Below are 18,385 nucleotides of genomic sequence, written 5' to 3'. Positions count from 1 at the left end.
GTCTCGTCTCGGCTGTTGACTCGCCCGTCGGTCTGTGCAGAAATTGGTTGGACCATTGAACCACTTTAGGCTCCGCCGGCGTGACCGATCTCTTGCCCCCCATCCAGACGACGGCCCGCGACGACGCGGTGCTGAAGGCGTTGGCGGGGTTCGTCAGGCAGGAAGCGCTCGGCCCCGGTGAGAAGCTTCCGACCGAGCGCATCCTGGCCGAGCGCCTCAAGGTCAGCCGCAACACGGTGCGCGAGGCGTTGACGCGCTGGGAGGGCCTCGGCCTCGTCGAGCGGCGTCAGGGCTCAGGCACCTATCTCAAGGCAGCCGTCTCACCCGACATGCTGCACATGCCGCTGACGCTTGCCGGCGGTAACGATTTCGCCGGCCTGATGTCCACGCTGGAGATCCGCCGCGCGCTGGAGGCGGAGGCCGCCGCGCTCTGCGCCATTCGTGCCGGCAAGGCCGAGCTCGCCGAGATCGAGCGCAAGCTCGACCTGATGGAGGAGGCCTTCCAGACCCGCGCCGGCATGTCGTCGGAGGAGGACTGGGAATTCCATCAGGCGATCTTCCGCGCCTCCGGCAATCCGCTGTTCGAGCAGATCATCGCCGCCATGTACGAGATGTTTCACCGCTTCTGGGAACATCCTCTGGGCGTGCGCGATTTCGGCCATGCCAGCTTTCCATATCACCGCACCATCTTCAATTGCATTGCCGCGCGTGACCCCGACGGCGCCCGCGTCGAGGCGCTGAAGCTCATCGCCACCGTCGAGGACGATTTGAAGCGCGGTGCCGCCAACCTCAAGCTTTCGGACCGCAAATGAACGAGCACCCGACCGGTTTCGACCCGGGCCTTTCCAGCAGCGACTATCTGGCCGAGGCGGCGACGCTGCTGGCGCATGACGATCCGTTCCCGGGTGGTCCGGTGGTGCCGCCGATCTACCAGACCTCGCTGTTCACCTTCGCCAGCTATGCCGACATGGCCGACACATTCGCCGGCCGCAGAAAGCAACCGATCTATTCGCGCGGCGACAATCCGACGGTGATGGAGTTCGAGGCGCGTGTCGCGGCTTTGGAAGGCGCCGAAGCCGCGCGCGGCTTCTCCAGCGGCATGGCGGCGATCAGCGCCACCGTGCTCGCCTTTGTCGGCGCCGGCGAGCGCATCGTCGCCGTGCGCAACTGCTATGGCGATGCCTACCGGCTGTTCGAGCGGCTGTTCCCGCGCCTGCAAATCAAGGTCGACTATGTCGATGGCTCCGACCCTGATGCCGTTGCCGCGGCGCTTCCCGGCGCCAAGCTGCTTTACCTCGAGAGCCCGACCTCGATGATGTTCGAACTGCAGGACATCGCCCATCTGACGCGATTGGCCAAGGAGCAGGGCATCGTCACCACCATCGACAATTCCTGGGCGACGCCGGTGTTCCAGAAGCCGATCGCGCACGGCGTCGACCTCGTCCTGCACTCGGCTTCGAAATATCTCGGCGGTCACAGCGACACCGTCGCCGGCGTGGTGGCGGGCTCCGCCGCCCATATCAGGCACATCAACGAGCAGACCTATTCCTCGCTCGGCGGCAAGCTGTCGCCCTTCGAAGGCTGGCTGCTTTTACGCGGGCTGCGCACCCTGCCGCTCAGGCTGCCGCATCACATGAAAAGCGGTCTCATCCTCGCCGAGCGGCTGAAGGCGCACGGCAAGGTCGAGCGGGTCAACCATCCCGCCTATTCCAACCATCCCGGCAAGGCGACGCTTGCCGGCTATGCCGGGCTATTCTCCTTCGAGGTGACGGAGGATGTCGACATTCCCGCTTTCGTCGATGCGCTGAAATTCTTCCGCATCGGCGTCAGCTGGGGCGGTCATGAAAGCCTGGTCGTGCCGGCCAAGGCCTCGCTCGAGCAGACGCCGGGCTTGAATTCGATGGCGCGCTTCGGCGTCAGCCCCCGAACCATCCGCTTCAATGTCGGATTGGAAAGCGTCGAGGATCTCTGGGCCGACATCGCCCAGGCCTTCGACAAAGCAAAAAAATAAACTGAGCGTTCAAAATGGGAGTCCTGAACATGAAGAGACTGACGCTGATGCTTGCCGCCGTCGCCGGCCTGGCGATTTCCGCCAGCGGCGCGCTGGCCGACAGCACAATCAAGATGGTCGAGGTCATCACCAGCCCGCCGCGCACCGAATTCCTGAAGAAGCAGATCGCCGAATTCGAGGCCGCCAATCCGGGCGTCAAGGTCGAGCTCGTCTCGCTGCCCTGGGGCCAGGCCTTCGAGAAATTCCTCACCATGGTCCAGGCCGGCGACACGCCCGACGTCGTCGAGATGCCGGAACGCTGGATGGGCCTCTATGCCAACAACGGCCAGCTCGAAGACCTCGGTCCCTACATGGCCAAGTGGGACGACGCCAAGACGCTCGGCGACCGGGCCAAGCAGTTCGGCTCGACCGTCAACAACACCCAGTTCATGATCCCTTACGGCTACTATGTGAACGCGCTGTTCTGGAACAAGAAGCTGTTCAAGGAAGCCGGTCTCGACGGCCCGCCGGCGACGCTCGACGAGTTCGTCGAGGACTCCAAGAAGATCTCGGCCATCCCAGGCAAATATGGCTACTGCCTGCGCGGCGGCCCCGGCGCTTTCAACGGCATGCACATGTTCATGAACATCGCCGCCGGCAAGGGCGGCTACTTCAACGAGGACGGTACCTCGACCATCAACGACGAAGGCTCGGTCAAGGGCCTGCAGATGCTGGCCGACATGTACAAGAACGGCCTGGCGCCGAAGGATGCCGTGAGCTGGGGCTTCAACGAGACCGTCACCGGCTTCTATTCCGGCACCTGCGCCATGCTCAACCAGGACCCGGATGCGCTGCTCGGCATCGCCGACAAGATGAGCGCCGATGATTTCGCCGTCGCGCCGTTGCCGGTCGGACCGAGCGGCAAGTCCTACCCGACGCTGGGCTATGCCGGCTGGGCGATGTTCGCCAATTCGCAGCACAAGGACGATGCCTGGAAGCTGATGGCCACCCTGCTGTCGCCGAAGGACAATCTGGAATGGGCCAAGGAAGTCGGCGTCGTGCCGATCCACAACGGCGCCGACCAGGATGCCCATTTCAAGACCGAGCAGTTCAAGGGCTGGTTCACCGAGCTCAGCGACAGCTCCAAATATGAAATGGTGACGCCGCCGACGCATCTGGAAAACCTCGGCAACTTCGTCGACCAGGTGGCGATCAAGAACTTCCAGGAAGTGCTGCTCGGCCAGAAGACGGCCAAGGAGGCGGCCGACGCATGGGCCGCGTTCCTGACCAAGGAGCAGCAGGACTGGCTGGCTAAGAACAAGAAGTGACCCTTCTTCCTTCTCCCCGTTCACGGGGAGAAGGTGGTCCGAAGGACCGGATGAGGGGCAGCGCCATACTTTCATAGGTTCGCGCCGCCTCTCATCTGCCTGCCGGCATCTTCTCCCCGTGAACGGGGAGAAGGACGCTGCCGCCAACGCCGGCACCCACCCTCCAACGCGAGCACCGTATGACCTACGCAGTGTCCGAAATCCGATCCGCCGCCCGGCCGCGCAAGAGGGGGCTGAGCAAGACCGCGATCGAGCCCTGGCTTTATCTTTCGCCGGCTATCGTCCTGCTGGTCGTTGTGCTTCTGGTGCCGCTGGTCATCGGCATCAGCTATTCGTTCCGCAAATTCTCCGCCTTCAAGTCGGAATATGTCGGGCTCGGCCAGTATCAGGCGATGCTTTCGGACGCCGTGCTCGGCCAGGCGCTGATCAACACGCTGTGGTGGTCCGTCGCCAGCCTGTTCTTCCAGTTCTTTCTTGGCCTCGGCCTGGCGCTGCTGCTCGACAAGCCGTTCGTCGGCCGCAAGGTGGTGCAGGCGGTGGTGTTCCTGCCCTGGGCGGTGCCGTCCTTCCTCTCCGGCCTCACCTGGGCCTGGCTGTTCAACCCGATTATCGGGCCGCTGCCGCACTGGCTCTTCGCGCTCGGGCTGAAGGCCGAACCGACCAATGTGCTCTCCGATCCGGCCACCGCCATGTGGGGGCCGATCGTCGCCAACATCTGGTTCGGCATCCCGTTCTTCGCCATCACGCTGCTTGCCGCGCTGAAGTCGATCCCGTCCGAACTGCACGAGGCCGCGGCAATCGACGGCGCCTCGCCCTGGCAGCGCTTCACCAAGGTGACGCTGCCGTTCCTGGCGCCCACCATCGTCATCACCGTCATGTTGCGCACGATCTGGATCGCCACCTTCGCCGACCTGATCTTCGTCATGACCGAAGGCGGACCGGCGGGATCGACCAGCACGGTGCCGGTCTACATTTATGTCAGCGCCTTCAAGTCGCTCGACAAAGGCTATGCCTCGGCGGTCGCCGTGCTGCTCCTGGTGCTGCTCATTGCCTATGCTATCGGGCTGATCGCCATCCGCCGCTCGCTTGTGAGGCACGTCTGATGATCGCCGGACGCTCCACCTCCTCGCGTCTCGCCGGCGGTATCGGCCTCTACGCGGCAATCGCCGCTTACATGATCTTTGCGCTGTTCCCGATCTTCTGGACGCTGAAGATCTCGGTGACGCCGGAACGCCTGCTCTATTCCGAAGGCATCACCTTCTGGCCGTCGCAGACGACCTTGCAGAATTTCGTTACCGTGCTCGAAGCCTCCGACTTCCCGCGCTATTTCCTGAACAGCGTCATCGTCTCGGTGTCGACGGCGGCGCTCGTGACCGTTATCGCCACGCTCGCCGGCTACGCCATGTCGCGCTTCACCTTCCGCGGCAAGGCGACGCTGGCCATCTTGCTGCTGCTCACCCAGACCTTCCCGCTGGTCATGGTCATCCCGCCGATCTACCGCATCATGGGCGATCTCGGCCTGACCAACAGCCTGACCGGGCTGATCATCATCTACACCGCCTTCAACACCGCCTTCGCCACCTTCCTCATGCAGTCCTTCTTCGACGGCATCCCGAAGGATCTGGAGGAGGCGGCGATGATCGACGGCTGCACGCGTGCACAGGCAATGCGCCGTGTGATCGTGCCGCTGACCTTGCCCGGCATGGGCGCGACGCTCGGCTTCGTCTTCACCGCCGCCTGGAGCGAATTGCTGTTCGCGCTGATGCTGATCTCGAGCGACGACCAGAAAACCTTCGCCGTCGGCCTGCTCACCTTCATCGGCAAGTTCGCCGTCGACTGGGGGCAGATGATGGCGGCCTCCATCCTGGCGCTGATCCCGGTCTGCGTCTTCTTCGCCTTCCTGCAACGCTATCTCGTCACCGGCCTCACCGCCGGCGCAGTCAAAGGATAATCGATGGCTTCCGTCACGCTGCAACATGTCGAGAAGGATTATGGCTCGCTGCGCATCCTGCACGGCGTCGACCTCGAGATCGCCGACGGCGAGTTCGTCGTGCTGGTCGGCCCGTCCGGGTGCGGCAAGTCGACCTTGCTGCGCATGATCGCCGGGCTGGAGGAGGTTTCGGGCGGCGAGATCCGCATCGGCGAGCGGCTGGTCAACGATGTGGCGCCCAAGGACCGCGACATCGCCATGGTGTTCCAGTCCTACGCGCTCTACCCGCATATGGACGTGTCGTCGAACATGGGCTTCAGCCTGTTGTTGAAGAAGGCCGAGAAGACGACCATCGATGGCAGGGTTGGCGCTGCCGCCAAACGCCTCGGCCTCGACAGTTTCCTCGGCCGCCTGCCGCGCCAGCTCTCCGGCGGCCAGCGCCAGCGCGTTGCCATGGGTCGCGCCATCGTGCGCGATCCGAAAGTCTTCCTGTTCGACGAGCCGCTCAGCAATCTCGACGCCAAGCTGCGCGTCCATATGCGCGCCGAGATCAAGGCGCTGCACCAGCAGCTCAAGACCACCTCGGTCTATGTGACGCACGACCAGGTCGAGGCGATGACCATGGCCGACCGCATCGTCGTCATGCATGACGGCTATGTGCAGCAGGTCGGCCATCCGCTCGAACTCTACGACCGGCCGGTCAACACTTTCGTTGCCGGCTTCATCGGCTCGCCCGGCATGAATTTCTTGCCGGCGAAGGTCGCCAAGGCCGGCAAGGTCGATGCCGTGCTCGCCGACGGCCAGAAGCTCAGGCTGCCGGACGGGCTGCCTCTGGAGGATGGCGATGCGCTCACCATCGGGCTGCGCCCGGAACACATCAGGCTGGCCGACGATGGCGCGCTGAAAGGCGAGGTCGAGGTGGTAGAGCCGCTCGGCCTGTCGACGCAGTTCTATGTCAGGCTCGCCAACCAGCAGGCCTGCGTCTTCGTCATGGGGCGCAGCAACGTCAGGCCGGGCGACATTGTGCGGCTGTCGGCCGATCCGGCGGCGCTGCACCTGTTCGATCCGCAAGATGGAAACCGGATCGGGTAAGCCGGTCGATCAGCGCCAGCGGAACGCGTCAAGCACATAGTCGGGGTACGCGCCTTCGCGGTCGAAAAGCGCGCTGAGGTCGTCGACGTCGGCCAATATCCCCGACCGCACCAGCGCGGTTGCGACGCCCGCGCCGGCACCGCCGGCGATGTCGTGCTCGACGCTGTCGCCGACACAGACCACGCTGCCGCGATCTGGATTGCCGGCCAGCGCCAGCGCCGCCTCGTAGATCGCCGGGTAGGGCTTGCCGATGCGGGTGACGTTGCCGCCGAGGCTTTCGTAGAGATCGGCGAGCTCGCCGGCGCCGAAGCGCGGCCCGACCGCCGTCAGCATGATCCGGTCGGGATTGGTGCAGAAGCACGGCACCCGCCGCGCCGCCGCCGGAGCTAGCAGAGTGCGATAGTGCTCGAGGTCGTAGCGATCGCCTTCGCTGGCGGAAATCAGCACCAGCTCGGCGTCGTTGCCATTGTCGGTCAGAGCAAGCGGCAGCCCGTCGATCGCCGAGCGGTCATCGTCGCGGCTGATCAGCAGGCATTTGGTGCCGGCCTTGAGCGTGCCCGAGGCCGCCATGTCGTGGAAGGCGCGCCACGCCACCTCGCCGGAGGAGACGAAATGATCCCAGCTTCCAGCTTCGAAGCCGAGCTTCAGCAGGCGGCGCTCGTTCGGCGCCGCCCGCTTGCCGGAATTCGAGATCAGGGTCACCGTCTTGCCGGCGCGCTTCAGCGCGGACAGGGTCTCCACCGCGCCGGGATAGGGCTGCTGTCCGTCGTGCAGCACCCCGAACTGGTCGAGCAGGAACACGCTGTAGCACTCGGCCAGCGCGGCAACCCCGTCGAGATGTCTGGCCTGTTTCGCGCTCACAGCAGCCCCGCTTCGCTTGCGCCCTTGAGCGCCAGCCGCGCCGTGCCGGCGGCGGCTTCGTCGGACAGCGCGGCCAGGAAATCGACGCCGAGCTTGCGCTGGCGGATCGCGGTCCATGCGGCATTGGCGGCGCCGCGGCCGACGCTGCGCACCGAGGTCAGTTTTGGCGCGCCGAGCTCGGCAAGCCTCCTATAGCCGAGCGCTTCGATGCCGGCGATGCCTTCCAGCATGGCTTTCAGATAGTCTGCTTCGGACTGGGGTCGCGGCTCGAGCCGCGGCGGCAGCGCCGGATCCGCGATAGGGAAGCGCTCGCCGGGTATGCCGAGCGGATAGTAGTCGAGGCCGGTTTCGGTCGCCGGGTCGATCGCCGCGCTCAGCTCGATGATGCGCGCAACGGAAAAATGCTGGGCAAGCACCTTGCCGCCGGAGTTCGACGCGCCGCCCGCCAGCCAGGCGTCACCGAGACGGTGGCTGTAGATGCCGTAGCGTGGCGCCGAGATCGGCCGGTCGGAGAGGATCTTGATGGTGAGCGACGAGCCGAGCGCGGTGACGCCTTCGCCGGCGGCCGTGGCGCCGGTGGCCAGGAACGAGGCGCAGCCATCCGTCGTTCCGGTGACCACCGCGACGTCGCGCGCAAGGCCGAACCGCTCGGCTGCCTCAGTGGTGAGCCTGCCGGCCACGCTGCCCGGCCTGGTGACTTTGGGCAGCAGTTCCATGCGCATGCCGGTCGCCGCGATCCAGTCCGGCCAGCGGCCGGCCTCGACATCGTAACCGGTCTTGAGGCTGTTGTTCTCGTCGCTCACATCGAAGCGGCCCGAGAATTGCCCGGCGATCCAGTCGGCCTGGTGCAGCATCCTGGCGACGCCGGGCAGACGCTGGAACGCCAGCGCCTTGGCGAGGCCCGATGTCGCGCCATGTGCCGCACTTGCTTCCGGCGCCTCGCGGGCGATCACGGCGAGGATCGCGTCGTCCAAAACCTTGTCGTTGTACATCAGCGGCTCGGCCAGCGGCCGTCCGACGGAGTCGACCGGTAGTACCGTCCCGGAGGTGCCGTCGACCGCGATCGAACGCACCGCCGCGCGGTCGATGCCGGAGAGCAATTCCTTCATTGTCGCCTCGACCGCCGCCCACCAGACGGCGGGGTCGCGGCCGTTTGCGCCAAAGCGGTCGAGCGGCACGGCGGCGCGCGAGGCGATGGAGAAATCCGGACGCATGGCGACGGCGCGCGCGCCTGAGGTGCCGATGTCGATGCCTATGGCCAATGGCGCCATGTCGCTGTCCTTCGCAACTGCCGGCCGCGTCGCGCTTTCCGCTCGAAATCCCTGCAAGGGAACCGACGTCGGTATCGCAGATGCGAGCGATCTACGTCAATCATGATCTTCCTTTGTCAGAAATGGCTTTGCTGTCACGTACAGCTTGAGTAAGTTACGCCAAGCGACATCCGGGAGGAAAAGTTGAGCGACTCCGGCCGCCAGCGTCAGATCGTCGAGATCTTGCGGGACCGCCCGTTCGCCTCGGTGCGCGAGCTGCAGCAGCGGCTTGGCGTTTCGGCGGCGACGGTCCGGCGCGACATCGACAAGATTGACGGCGCCGGCGAGGCACGCAAGGTCTATGGCGGCATCTCGGCGCTCGATGGTGCCGCGCAGGCCGGCATCGCCTACGCCAGGCCCTATGACGAGAACCGCGATCTCGCGGTCGAGGCCAAGCGGCGCATCGCCGCGCTTGCCGCGACCATGGTGCGCGACGGCGAGGCGATCATCGTCCATGGCGGCTCGACCTGCTTCCATCTCGGCGTCAGGCTTGCCGACCGCAACATCCGCCTCTTCACCAATTCCATGCCGCTCGCCGCCTATCTCAGCGATCACGGCCATTGCAGCCTGACGATCGCCGGCGGCGACCTGCATCGCGAGCCCGGCATCATCCATTCGCTCGCCCAGGTGGCACCTTTCTACGCCTCGAAATTCTTCCTCGGCGCCCAGGGGCTCAGCCAGGAAGGCGTGCTGGAATCGCACCCGCTGCTGGTCCGCTCGATCGTCGATTTGAGCCTGTGCGCCGACCAGATAGTGGTGCTCGCCGACAGCCGCAAGCTGTCGATCCATGCCCGCAATATCGCGCTGCCGCTGTCGCGCATCGGCACGCTGGTGACCGATGACGGCCTGTCCGACACCGACGCGCGCATGCTGGAGGATGCCGGCGTCACGGTCCGCATCGCCACGTCCTCGGGAGCCATCCAGTGAAACTGGCCGTGCTCGATTTCGGCAAGACCAATTCGAAGCTGTTCGTCTTCGATGAGGACGGGCGCATCCTCGGCGAGCGCCGGACCAAGCCGGTCTGGACACATGCGGGCAACTTCAGCGTGCTCGACCAGGCGGCACTGCATGACTGGGCGCTCGCTGCCGTCGACGAAGCGGTCGACAGTCACGGCGTCGAAGGGCTGATGGTGTCCGGCCATGGCTGCACCTTCGCCCTGGTCGATGATACGGCACTGACGCATCCGATCCTCGATTACGAGCAGGAGCCGCCTGCCGAGGTCGCGGCGCGCATCGATCGCCGCATCCCGGATTTCTCCGAGACCTTCTCGCCGCGCCTTCCGCTCGGCTTCAACTATGGCCGCCACATGCTGTGGCTGAACGAGGTCGAGCCCGGCGCCTTCGCCTCGGCGACATCGATCCTCGGCTATCCGCAATATTGGAGCTGGCGTTTCGGCGGTCGCGCCGTCTCTGAAGTGTCCTATCTCGGCTGCCATTCGCATCTGTGGGCGCCGCGCCGGCGCGACTTCTCCTCGCTGGTCGATGCCGAGGGCTGGCGCGGCCGCATGCCGGCGTTCGGGCGCGCCGGCGCCGTTATCGGCGAGCGGAACTTCGGCAAGGCCGGCAGGCCGATCGCCATCCATAACGGCGTCCATGACTCCAATGCCGCGCTCCATGCCTATCGCCGGCAACAGCTTGGATCGCTCACCGTGGTCTCGACCGGCACCTGGGTGGTCGTGCTCAACCCCGATTGTCCGCTGGACGTGCTCGACCCTGACCGCGACATGCTGGTCAATGTCGATGTCGACGGCGGTCCGGTGCCGACCATCCGCTTCATGGGTGGGCGCGAATTCGCGGTGATCAGCGCCGGCTGGCAAGGCGCGATATCGCCGGCTTCGATACAGCGGGTGATCGACGCCGGCATTATGGCCCTGCCCAGCTTCGCCCCGGGCGGTCCGATGCCTGATCGCCTCGGCGAAGTGATCGGCGGCGCGCCCGACAGCGAAGAACGCGCTGCGGTGGCGCTGCTCTATGTGGCGCTGATGGTCGATCTGTCGCTCGACCTGATCCATTCCAAAGACACCGTCATCGTCGATGGCGGGCTGAACGCGGGCGGCCTGCTCGCCAGCCTGCTGGCGCAGCTACGGCCAGGCCAGCCCTTTTTGCAGGGCGCCACGCTGGAAGGCAGCGCCACGGGCGCCGCCGCACTCGCCTTCGAGAGCGCCGGTCGAGCCATGGCCGCCGAAACGCCGGAGCCCCTTGATGCCGCGCACTTTGCCGGGTTAGCCGGCTATCGTGATCGCTGGCGCGATCTTGCGATCGGCGCCGAGAACGGCAAGGGCCGCACTGCGGCACGATAGATTTGAGCAGATGGAGACGATCATGGCGCGCATTGGTATCCACTCCTTCGTCTGGTCGGCGAGCTCGGCGCAAGCGGATCTCGAGCGCACGCTGGCCAACACGAAGGAAGCCGGCTTCGACCTGATCGAGTTCTCCTATCTCGACCCCGCTAATGTCGATATCGGCCGGCTCGCCAGGCGCATCGCCGATCTCGATCTTGGCGTCGCGATCAGCATCGGGCTGCCGGCCGACGGCGATATCTCGAGCGCCGACAGGGCGGACGCCGCGCGCGGCGTCGACATCCTCAACCGCACCATCGCGCTCACCCGCGATCTCGGCGGCCGCAAGGTGGGCGGCATACTGTCGACCAGCCACGGCCTGCAGACCGAGGCGCCGACGCGCGACCAGTGGAACCGCAGCGCCGCAACGCTGGCCAAGGTCGCGGAGACGGCCAAGGCCGCCGGCGTCACCCTCAACCTTGAGATCGTCAACCGCTTCGAGAGCAATCTGCTCAACACCGCCGCGCAGGGACTGGCCTTCATCGAGGACACCGGTTCCGACAACATCTTCCTGCACCTCGACACCTTCCACATGAACATCGAGGAGGCCGATGCCGCCCTGGCCATCCGCAACGCCGCGGCCAAGATAGGCTATGTCCATATCGGCGAGAGCCATCGCGGCTTCCTCGGCACCGGCAGCATCGATTTCGCCGCGATATTCGATGCGCTGACCGCCATCGGCTACGACGACGACCTCAGCTTCGAATCCTTCTCCTCGGAGATCGTCGACGAGAACCTGTCGAAGAAGACGGCGATCTGGCGCAATCTGTGGACCGACAATATGGAGCTCGCCCGCCATGCCCGCCGCTTCATCGCGGTCGGGCTGGAGACGGCGCGGCGCAAGGCCGAGCTGGTCAGGGCGACGCAGAAGCCCTGAGTGGCAGTCTCAAGACCTGCCGCTGCCTTGAAGCTTGCGGGTAATTTTACGACCGCATTCGATTAAGATCGTCCCTGTTTGATTCGTCCCCGGTCATGGCCCGGAGAGCAGGAGCAGGAACGGCATGAGCAAGGCTCTTACCACTTTCGCGTTGGTCGCGGTGCTCACCGCTCTGCTCATGGCGCTTTCGCTGGCGGTCGCCAGGCACGGCTATCCTTACGGCGCTTTCGGCGTGAAACGCCTCGACGGCATCGCCGATGCCGGCTCCTTCATTCCGCTAGCCGCCGTCTATTTCTTCAGCGCGCTCTTGATGATGATCCTGCCGTTGCGCGCCGCCAGCATCGTGCTTACCAACGCCGCCGATGCGCTGTTCTGGGCGACGGTCGCGCTGTTTGCCACCATCGTCGGCTGCCTCGTCGCCAGATGGGCCTTCGGCCAGGGCGGCGTGCTGTGGGCGCTGGTCAACTGGCGCTTCCTGTTCGTCGCGGCCATCGTCGCGGCCCACCTCGCCATGAACGAGCTGCGCCGCAATATCCTGCTGAGAAGCCTGTTCTTCGTCGTCTTTGCCGCGGCGACGCTGGCCTGCCTGTTCTGGACCTTCCCGGCCTGACCACCCATATGTCGGTTCGGCAAGGCGGACAGGCGCGGGCTTTCATCGGCCCGCGCCATCGGCTATTCCGATTGATGCCCGCCTTCTCGCTGTCATCATTTGTCTGATAAATGGCTTGACTGAGAGATGACCACGGCGGACAAGGCCGCCAGCAAAGCTTCACAAGGAAAGACCATGACCCTGTTTCGTAAAAACCTCATCGATGGCGACTGGGTGGGCGAGGCCGGCTCCCGCAACATCAACCCCTCCAACACCGGCGATGTCGTTGGCGAATATGCCTCCGCCGGACCGGATGAGGCGCGCCAGGCGATCGCCGCCGCCAAGGCGGCCTTCCCCGCCTGGTCGCGCCCGGCGCCGCTCGTCCGCCACGCGGTGCTGAGGAAGGCTGCCGACGAGATCACCGCGCGCAAAGACGAGATCGGCCGCGCGCTCGCCCGCGAGGAAGGCAAGACGCTGGCCGAAGGCATCGGCGAAACGATAAGAGCCGCCCAGATCTTCGATTTCTTCGCCGGCGAGACGCTGCGCCTGGCGGGCGAGCTGGTGCCGAGCGTGCGGCCGGGCGTCGGCGTAGAGATGACCCGCGAGGGCGTCGGCGTGGTCGGCATCATCACGCCGTGGAATTTCCCGATCGCGATCCCGGCCTGGAAGATCGCGCCGGCGCTGGCCTACGGCAACACCATCGTCTTCAAGCCGGCCGAGCTGGTGCCGGAGAGCGCCTGGACCATCGTCGACATCCTGCACCGCGCCGGCCTGCCCAAGGGCGTGCTCAACCTGGTCATGGGCAAAGGCTCGGTGGTCGGCCAGGCCATGCTCGACAGCCCGGACGTCAACGCCATCTCCTTCACCGGCTCGGTCGGCACGGGAAAACGCGTCGCCGCCGCCAGCGTCGAGCACATGCGCAAGTTCCAGCTCGAAATGGGCGGCAAGAACCCGCTCGTCGTGCTCGATGACGCCGATCTGGCGGTCGCCGTCGATTGCGCGCTCAACGGCGCCTATTTCTCCACCGGCCAGCGCTGCACGGCCTCGTCTCGCCTCGTCGTCACCGACGGCATCCACGACCGCTTCGTTGCCGCGCTGAAGGAGCGCATGGAGAAACTCGTCATCGGCGATGCGCTCGACGCCAAGACCCAGATCGGACCGGTCGTCGACGCCACGCAGTTGAAGCAGGACGAGGACTACATCGCCATCGGCCGCCAGGAAGGCGCCGAGCTTGCCTTCGGCGGCGAGCGGCTGGGCCGCGAGACGCCGGGTTTCTACCTGCAGCCGGCTTTGTTTGTCGGCGCCACCAATGCCATGCGCATCTCGCGCGAGGAGATCTTCGGACCGGTCGCCAACGTCATCCGCGTCAAGGATTATGACGAGGCGCTGACTGTTGCCAACGATACGCCGTTCGGCCTGACCTCCGGCATCTGCACCACCAGCCTCAAGCACGCCACGCATTTCAAGCGCAATTCGGAAGCCGGCATGGTCATGGTCAACCTGCCGACCGCCGGCGTCGACTTCCACGTGCCGTTCGGCGGTCGCAAGGGCTCTAGTTATGGCCCGCGCGAGCAGGGCCGCTACGCCATGGAGTTCTACACCACGGTGAAGACGGCCTATACATTCGCCGGCTAAAGCAATTCCAGGAAAAGTGTGAAACGGTTGGGCTCGGCGACCTCGCCGTAGCCTTCCGTCCGGAATCGCGGCAAAACAGTAAGGCAAGCTGGCGACGACGGGAGGAACCAGGCAGGCGAGCATGTCGACGACAGACTGGAAAGCGGACCTGACCTGGCTCAACCCGCCGCCGCACCACGCCTTTGCCGGCAGCGCCGTGCATGTGCGCACCGGCAAGGAGACCGACTTCTGGCGCGAGACCTTCTATGGCTTCTGGCGCGACAACGGCCATTTCCTCTATCGGCCGGTCGCCGGCGATTTCAGCGCCGAGGTCACGGTCAAGGGCGACTATCGGGTGCTCTACGACCAGGCCGGGCTGATGGTGCGGCTGAGCGAAACGCACTGGATCAAGGCGGGCATCGAATACACCGACGGGCTGGCCTATTTCTCGGTCGTCGTTACCAACGATACCTCGGACTGGTCGCTGGTCAGCATTGCTGCCGATCCCAACGGCGTCAGGATCCGCTTGACCCGCCACGCCGAGGCTATCCGCATCCAGTATCTGGACGCCGCCGACGGCCATTGGAGGCCGGTGCGGCTCGCCTATTTCCCGGCCTCGAAATCGGTCGATGTCGGCATGATGTGCTGCTCGCCGCAGCGTGAAGGCTTCGAGGTCACCTTTTCGGATTTTTCGATCGGTCCGCCCATCGCCAGGGAGCTTCACGACTAGGGCCGCCTTGGCCGAGCGGATAATCGGAGGTCCTTCCCTGAAGCTGGGCCGAAAGCGTATACGGAAGCGGCTCCCGCGCTTTGAAAGCGTCTTCATGCCATCGAACCATCCGCTCATCCTTTTCTACACGACCTTCTTCGGCAAGCCGGTCGACATATCGGCCATCCCCGCTTGCGCGGTGCCAGTCGAATGGACCAATGACCGCCGCCGCCTTGCCGAAGCCGCGGCGGTGGTGTTCCACCTTCCGGATTACCGCGAGATCGGCGACGCCCGCAAATATCCCGGCCAGACATGGGTCGCGTGGTCGATGGAGAACCCGCAGAACTATCCACGCGCCGCCGCTCCCGGCTTCATGCGGCATTTCGATCTCACGATGACGCATGAGTCCGGATCGGATATCTGGACACCCTATCTTCAGGAGGCGAGCTGGTGGGAGGCGATACGCAACAGCGCGATACCGTCCAAGACCGAGAGCGCCCCGGTGGTGCGTTTCCAGTCCGCAAGCATCGACCTTAGCGGCCGTGGGGCGTTCGCAGCCGAGCTTGCCGGGCATATCGGCGTCGATTCCTATGGCCGCTATCGTCCCACGCGACAGATCGAAGGCCCCGATCTCGGATCGCGGACCAAGATCGAGACCATAGGGCGATACCACTTCTGCCTGGCGCTGGAGAACTCGATCGCGCCCGACTATGTCACCGAGAAGATCTTCGATCCGCTCTGTGCCGGCAGCGTGCCGGTCTATCTCGGCGCTCCCAATGTCGGCGAGTTCGTCCCCGCCAATTCCTACATCGACGCGACGGCGTTCGGCACGGCGGCCGAACTTGCCGCCTATCTCCGCCATCTGCTGGAGACGCCTCAGGCCTACGAGACCTATTTCGCCTGGCGCTCGCAACCGCTGCCGGGGCCCCTCGCCAGCCGTCTGGCGCTCCTGGAAACGCCGGCCAAATGCCGGCTGGCCGAGCGTGTGCATCAGCGCCTTCAGCAAGGTCAGGGCCTGTCGGTCGGCCGCCCGACACTGCCGTTTGGCGGCCTTTCCTTCCTGCGCACCAGGCTGCGCCGCTGGCGGAAGGCGCACCGTCGCCGTTGATGCGGGGCGGGCACGGCCGTTCACCACGGCACGTGCAGGATTTCGAGCTTGGGCAGGCCGACCGGCCGGATGCCCAGCTCGTTGGCCAGCACGCCGAAGGCTTCGGTCTCGATCAGGTCGCGATAGGGGATTTCGGGAAAGCGAAGACCGCCGCGATGCAGGGCCGCGTCGACGAGCAGCATGGTTCCGCCGACACCGTCGAGCCCGACAATGTCGAGATGCCTGAGATCGCTGAGATGGAGGCGGCTGTAGGACCGCGCCGGCGGCTGGTAGAGGCCGCCATGGATCTGGCGATAGTAGCGATAGTCCTTTTCCGGCCGAACGCTGATGAAGGAGTTCAGGTCGAAACTGTCGCCGCCGGCTATCTTCACGCAATGCGGGACCGCGATGCGATGACCGGTTCCGACAAGCCGGCTTAGAACATCGTCCGGGAACCGCCAGACATCGATGTCCACCCAGAGCGCCCAGTCATCATCCGGCGCCAGGCCATGGTCGATCAGGTGGTTGCGCACCTTGGCGATGGCGCCGCGCCGCGCGCGCTGCAGCTTTGGCCGCGCCCGCTTCGCACGGTCGAGGCTGGTGCCCGTCTGCTTCTGCAGCAGAACGATGTCGCGATATGTCCCGGCAAGCGGCGCCACCGCCCGCTGCAATCGTTCCCAGCTTCCGTCCGCGCTGTCGCCCTCGCAGAAGACCAGCTTGATCCTGTCCTTCGGGTAGTCGAGCGCGCCGACGGCGTCGAGAAATGGCCGGATATGGTCGGCGGCGTCGCGCAGCGGCACCAGCATGGCGACGTTACGGCCCGTCGGCGGCGGCGCCGAAAGCACCGCCTGGCCGACGCTGCGCTTGGCCGTCCCCTCATCCAGATAGGCGCCACGGGTCAGCTGGTGCCAGGACCGGTAGACCTGAGTGCGGACCCTGTCCCGCCATCGCGGCGCCGGCATGGGCGCCCACCATGTGCCCGCCCAATGATGAATGGACAGCGTCGGGCCGTCGCCGTCGCCTCTGCGCCCCGACGAGTCCACCGGCGCGAACAGCGTCGAAGGATGGATGGCGAACGCCGATTGATCGCCATAGCAGAGCTGGGCGGAGGTCATCACGCTGGGACCGGTCGCGTCGATCGCTTCCTTGGCGTGGGCCAATCCCGGCAGGAAGGACAGGAGATGCAGCCAGAACGGGTGACCGGGCGGGCTGGCGATCGTACCATTGAACAACAGGTAAGGCAGTCCGCGGAAACCCGCCTGCACCCGCGCATGCGTGTCCGGCTCCCTGCAGACCACGATGCGATCCTCGCCCGTCAAGGGGTCGAAGGGCGCCACGCATTCGCAGTCGATGTCGGCATAGACGCCGCCGAAATGATGCAGCAGCAGATAGCGTCCCGCGTCGGCGCGCAGCACACCTTGCGAATAGCTGCAAAAGATCGGCAGGAAGTCCGGATAGTGCCGGGCGACGAATTCGAGCAGCATCCGGTCATTCCAGAACATCAATGTCCAGTCCGGATGAAGCCGCTTCCAGCTCTCGACATAGGCCTGGAAGCGGGCCGGGATGCTGTCGGTCTTCCAGGTCTGGTGCAGGATCTTGGGGATCATCGGCGGCTCATCGGGCGGGACGTTGGAGACGCTGGTGTCGTCATTGGCCGGCTCCGTCCGGTCCAAGGCCGTCGCGGACGGCCTCTCTTATGGCTTGCGGCCCGAATCGTGACCAGACGGTCGCATGCGCGCGAGCGCGCTGTCGGGCGAGGCGGGCCGGGTCGCTGCACAGGGCGATCGCCATCTCCGCCAGCCCCTCGTCCGACTCCGACAGCAGCACCTCTTCGTCCTCGATCAGATCCAGGCCCTCCACGGCCAGCGGCGTCGCCACCACCGGAACGCCGCAAGCCATCGCCTCAAGGATCTTGATGCGCGTGCCGCCGCCCGACGACAGCGGAACGATGCTGAGGTGAGCCCTGGCCAGGAGCGGCCTGGTGTCGCCCGGTTCCTCGACGAGCGAAACGCCGTCCAGCCCGGCGAGCGCCCGCACGGCCGGCTTGGGCGCACGGCCGGCAAGGACAACGCTCGCCGCCGGCAGCGCCTGCCGGATGCGCGGCAGGATGTTGCGCACCAGGCGCTCGGCGGCTTCGACATTCGGCCTGTATCCGAGATGGCCGACAAGCAGAACAACCGGAAACCCGTCTGCAAACGTGGGCTGCGCCGGCAACGCCGCCGGCATGGCCTCGGCCCGCGGAATGCCGTTCGGAACGACGTCGATCGGCGCCGTTCCGGAAGACAGCCTTTCACGGTCGAGACGAGAGCAGACCCAGATCCTGTCGACGATCCCGGCGGCCTTTCGCTCGAGGCGGTTGAGGCCGGGCGCGCTGACCGGCGAACCATCGGCCCGCTCCAATTGTCCGGCGAGATCCGATTCGACATTGTGCATGTCGAGGACGAGCTGCCCGGCCAGCGGTCGCAGCGGCCGAAGCAATCGGAACAGCGCAATGCCCTCGACGATGATGGTGTCGGGGCGAAATTCGCGAACGAGCGCCTTGAGGCGGGTGAGCGCAGGGCGCGGAATCCGGCCCTCGCCCCTGGCTCGCCGCCAGCCGAGCGCCGGAGCGCGCGGTTCGCCCGCATTCGTCAGCGCGGCCACGCGGATAGCGCTGACG

The 18,385-nt window shown here is 65.7% G+C and carries 17 protein-coding genes; 13 read left to right on the top strand and 4 right to left on the bottom strand.

Annotated features, from left to right (window positions below):
• Positions 1-80 precede the first annotated feature (80 nt).
• The 6 genes from EN780_RS03585 (at position 81) to ugpC (ending at position 6,340) form a co-directional block, all read left to right on the top strand.
• Positions 81-812, top strand: coding sequence for a FadR/GntR family transcriptional regulator (locus EN780_RS03585; protein WP_128272148.1), 732 nt, complete (start codon positions 81-83; stop codon positions 810-812).
• A complete protein-coding gene (locus EN780_RS03580; protein WP_127311698.1) occupies positions 809-2,011 on the top strand; it encodes a PLP-dependent transferase in 1,203 nt (400 codons plus the stop codon). Before EN780_RS03585 ends, EN780_RS03580 begins: the two co-directional genes overlap by 4 nt.
• A 29-nt stretch (positions 2,012-2,040) precedes the next feature.
• On the top strand, positions 2,041-3,318 hold the full coding sequence (locus tag EN780_RS03575) for a sugar ABC transporter substrate-binding protein (RefSeq protein WP_128272146.1): 1,278 nt from the start codon (positions 2,041-2,043) through the stop codon (positions 3,316-3,318).
• Between the two features lie 179 nt (positions 3,319-3,497).
• Positions 3,498-4,421 carry a sugar ABC transporter permease gene (locus EN780_RS03570; protein ID WP_128272144.1) on the top strand — a complete coding sequence of 308 codons (924 nt, stop codon included), beginning with the start codon at positions 3,498-3,500 and terminating at the stop codon, positions 4,419-4,421.
• On the top strand, positions 4,421-5,269 hold the full coding sequence (locus EN780_RS03565) for a carbohydrate ABC transporter permease (RefSeq protein ID WP_128272142.1): 849 nt from the start codon (positions 4,421-4,423) through the stop codon (positions 5,267-5,269). The genes EN780_RS03570 and EN780_RS03565 overlap by 1 nt, the downstream gene beginning before the upstream one ends.
• A 3-nt stretch (positions 5,270-5,272) precedes the next feature.
• Entirely contained in the window at positions 5,273-6,340 is a 1,068-nt protein-coding gene (gene ugpC, locus EN780_RS03560; RefSeq protein ID WP_128272140.1) for a sn-glycerol-3-phosphate ABC transporter ATP-binding protein UgpC, read from the top strand.
• 9 nt (positions 6,341-6,349) lie between these two features.
• Here ugpC and EN780_RS03555 read toward each other — a convergent pair whose 3' ends face one another.
• Together EN780_RS03555 and EN780_RS03550 are read right to left on the bottom strand one after the other, a co-directional pair.
• Positions 6,350-7,201, bottom strand: a complete 852-nt coding sequence (locus EN780_RS03555) for a TIGR01459 family HAD-type hydrolase (protein WP_128272138.1) — start codon at positions 7,199-7,201, stop codon at positions 6,350-6,352.
• Positions 7,198-8,472, bottom strand: coding sequence for an FGGY-family carbohydrate kinase (locus EN780_RS03550; RefSeq protein ID WP_128272136.1), 1,275 nt, complete (start codon positions 8,470-8,472; stop codon positions 7,198-7,200). Before EN780_RS03550 ends, EN780_RS03555 begins: the two co-directional genes overlap by 4 nt.
• Positions 8,473-8,655: 183 nt before the next feature.
• On the opposite strand from EN780_RS03550, the gene EN780_RS03545 reads away from it, so the two are divergent.
• The 7 genes from EN780_RS03545 to EN780_RS03515 all read left to right on the top strand — a co-directional run bounded on the left by EN780_RS03545 (position 8,656) and on the right by EN780_RS03515 (position 15,747).
• Complete coding sequence (locus EN780_RS03545) at positions 8,656-9,438, top strand: DeoR/GlpR family DNA-binding transcription regulator (RefSeq protein WP_128272134.1); 783 nt, start codon at positions 8,656-8,658, stop codon at positions 9,436-9,438.
• Positions 9,435-10,811 (top strand): FGGY-family carbohydrate kinase, encoded by a 1,377-nt coding sequence (locus EN780_RS03540; RefSeq protein ID WP_128272132.1) that lies wholly within the window; start codon positions 9,435-9,437, stop codon positions 10,809-10,811. The genes EN780_RS03545 and EN780_RS03540 overlap by 4 nt, the downstream gene beginning before the upstream one ends.
• A 22-nt stretch (positions 10,812-10,833) precedes the next feature.
• Positions 10,834-11,727 carry a sugar phosphate isomerase/epimerase gene (locus EN780_RS03535; RefSeq protein ID WP_128272130.1) on the top strand — a complete coding sequence of 298 codons (894 nt, stop codon included), beginning with the start codon at positions 10,834-10,836 and terminating at the stop codon, positions 11,725-11,727.
• Between the two features lie 124 nt (positions 11,728-11,851).
• Positions 11,852-12,337, top strand: coding sequence for a hypothetical protein (locus tag EN780_RS03530; RefSeq protein ID WP_127283209.1), 486 nt, complete (start codon positions 11,852-11,854; stop codon positions 12,335-12,337).
• Positions 12,338-12,511: 174 nt separating this feature from the next.
• Positions 12,512-13,951 carry an aldehyde dehydrogenase family protein gene (locus tag EN780_RS03525; RefSeq protein WP_128272128.1) on the top strand — a complete coding sequence of 480 codons (1,440 nt, stop codon included), beginning with the start codon at positions 12,512-12,514 and terminating at the stop codon, positions 13,949-13,951.
• A gap of 121 nt (positions 13,952-14,072) precedes the next feature.
• On the top strand, positions 14,073-14,660 hold the full coding sequence (locus tag EN780_RS03520) for a DUF1349 domain-containing protein (protein WP_128272126.1): 588 nt from the start codon (positions 14,073-14,075) through the stop codon (positions 14,658-14,660).
• Between the two features lie 94 nt (positions 14,661-14,754).
• A complete protein-coding gene (locus tag EN780_RS03515; RefSeq protein WP_128272124.1) occupies positions 14,755-15,747 on the top strand; it encodes a glycosyltransferase family 10 fucosyltransferase in 993 nt (330 codons plus the stop codon).
• A gap of 20 nt (positions 15,748-15,767) precedes the next feature.
• Here the strand turns inward: EN780_RS03515 and EN780_RS03510 are convergent, their stop codons facing one another.
• Positions 15,768-17,399, bottom strand: coding sequence for a glycosyltransferase (locus EN780_RS03510; RefSeq protein WP_245499859.1), 1,632 nt, complete (start codon positions 17,397-17,399; stop codon positions 15,768-15,770).
• The coding region (locus EN780_RS03505) for a glycosyltransferase family 4 protein (RefSeq protein WP_128272122.1) at positions 17,374-18,385 on the bottom strand (1,012 nt) is incomplete at its 5' end. The genes EN780_RS03510 and EN780_RS03505, both read right to left, overlap by 26 nt.

The sequence above is a fragment of the Mesorhizobium sp. M4B.F.Ca.ET.089.01.1.1 genome (genome assembly GCF_004022605.1).
Taxonomy (GTDB): Bacteria; Pseudomonadota; Alphaproteobacteria; order Rhizobiales; family Rhizobiaceae; genus Mesorhizobium; species Mesorhizobium abyssinicae.
This window is presented reverse-complemented; position numbering and strand designations above follow the sequence as displayed.

Excerpts from the sequence above, each read along its gene's own strand:
- EN780_RS03535 (WP_128272130.1), top strand. The coding sequence starts at position 10,834 with ATGGCGCGCATTGGTATCCACTCCTTCGTCTGGTCGGCGAGCTCGGCG.
- EN780_RS03530 (WP_127283209.1), top strand. The coding sequence starts at position 11,852 with ATGAGCAAGGCTCTTACCACTTTCGCGTTGGTCGCGGTGCTCACCGCT.
- ugpC (WP_128272140.1), top strand. The coding sequence starts at position 5,273 with ATGGCTTCCGTCACGCTGCAACATGTCGAGAAGGATTATGGCTCGCTG.
- EN780_RS03575 (WP_128272146.1), top strand. The coding sequence starts at position 2,041 with ATGAAGAGACTGACGCTGATGCTTGCCGCCGTCGCCGGCCTGGCGATT.
- EN780_RS03515 (WP_128272124.1), top strand. The coding sequence starts at position 14,755 with ATGCCATCGAACCATCCGCTCATCCTTTTCTACACGACCTTCTTCGGC.
- EN780_RS03580 (WP_127311698.1), top strand. The coding sequence starts at position 809 with ATGAACGAGCACCCGACCGGTTTCGACCCGGGCCTTTCCAGCAGCGAC.
- EN780_RS03570 (WP_128272144.1), top strand. The coding sequence starts at position 3,498 with ATGACCTACGCAGTGTCCGAAATCCGATCCGCCGCCCGGCCGCGCAAG.
- EN780_RS03550 (WP_128272136.1), bottom strand. The coding sequence starts at position 8,472 with ATGGCGCCATTGGCCATAGGCATCGACATCGGCACCTCAGGCGCGCGC.
- EN780_RS03520 (WP_128272126.1), top strand. The coding sequence starts at position 14,073 with ATGTCGACGACAGACTGGAAAGCGGACCTGACCTGGCTCAACCCGCCG.
- EN780_RS03565 (WP_128272142.1), top strand. The coding sequence starts at position 4,421 with ATGATCGCCGGACGCTCCACCTCCTCGCGTCTCGCCGGCGGTATCGGC.
- EN780_RS03525 (WP_128272128.1), top strand. The coding sequence starts at position 12,512 with ATGACCCTGTTTCGTAAAAACCTCATCGATGGCGACTGGGTGGGCGAG.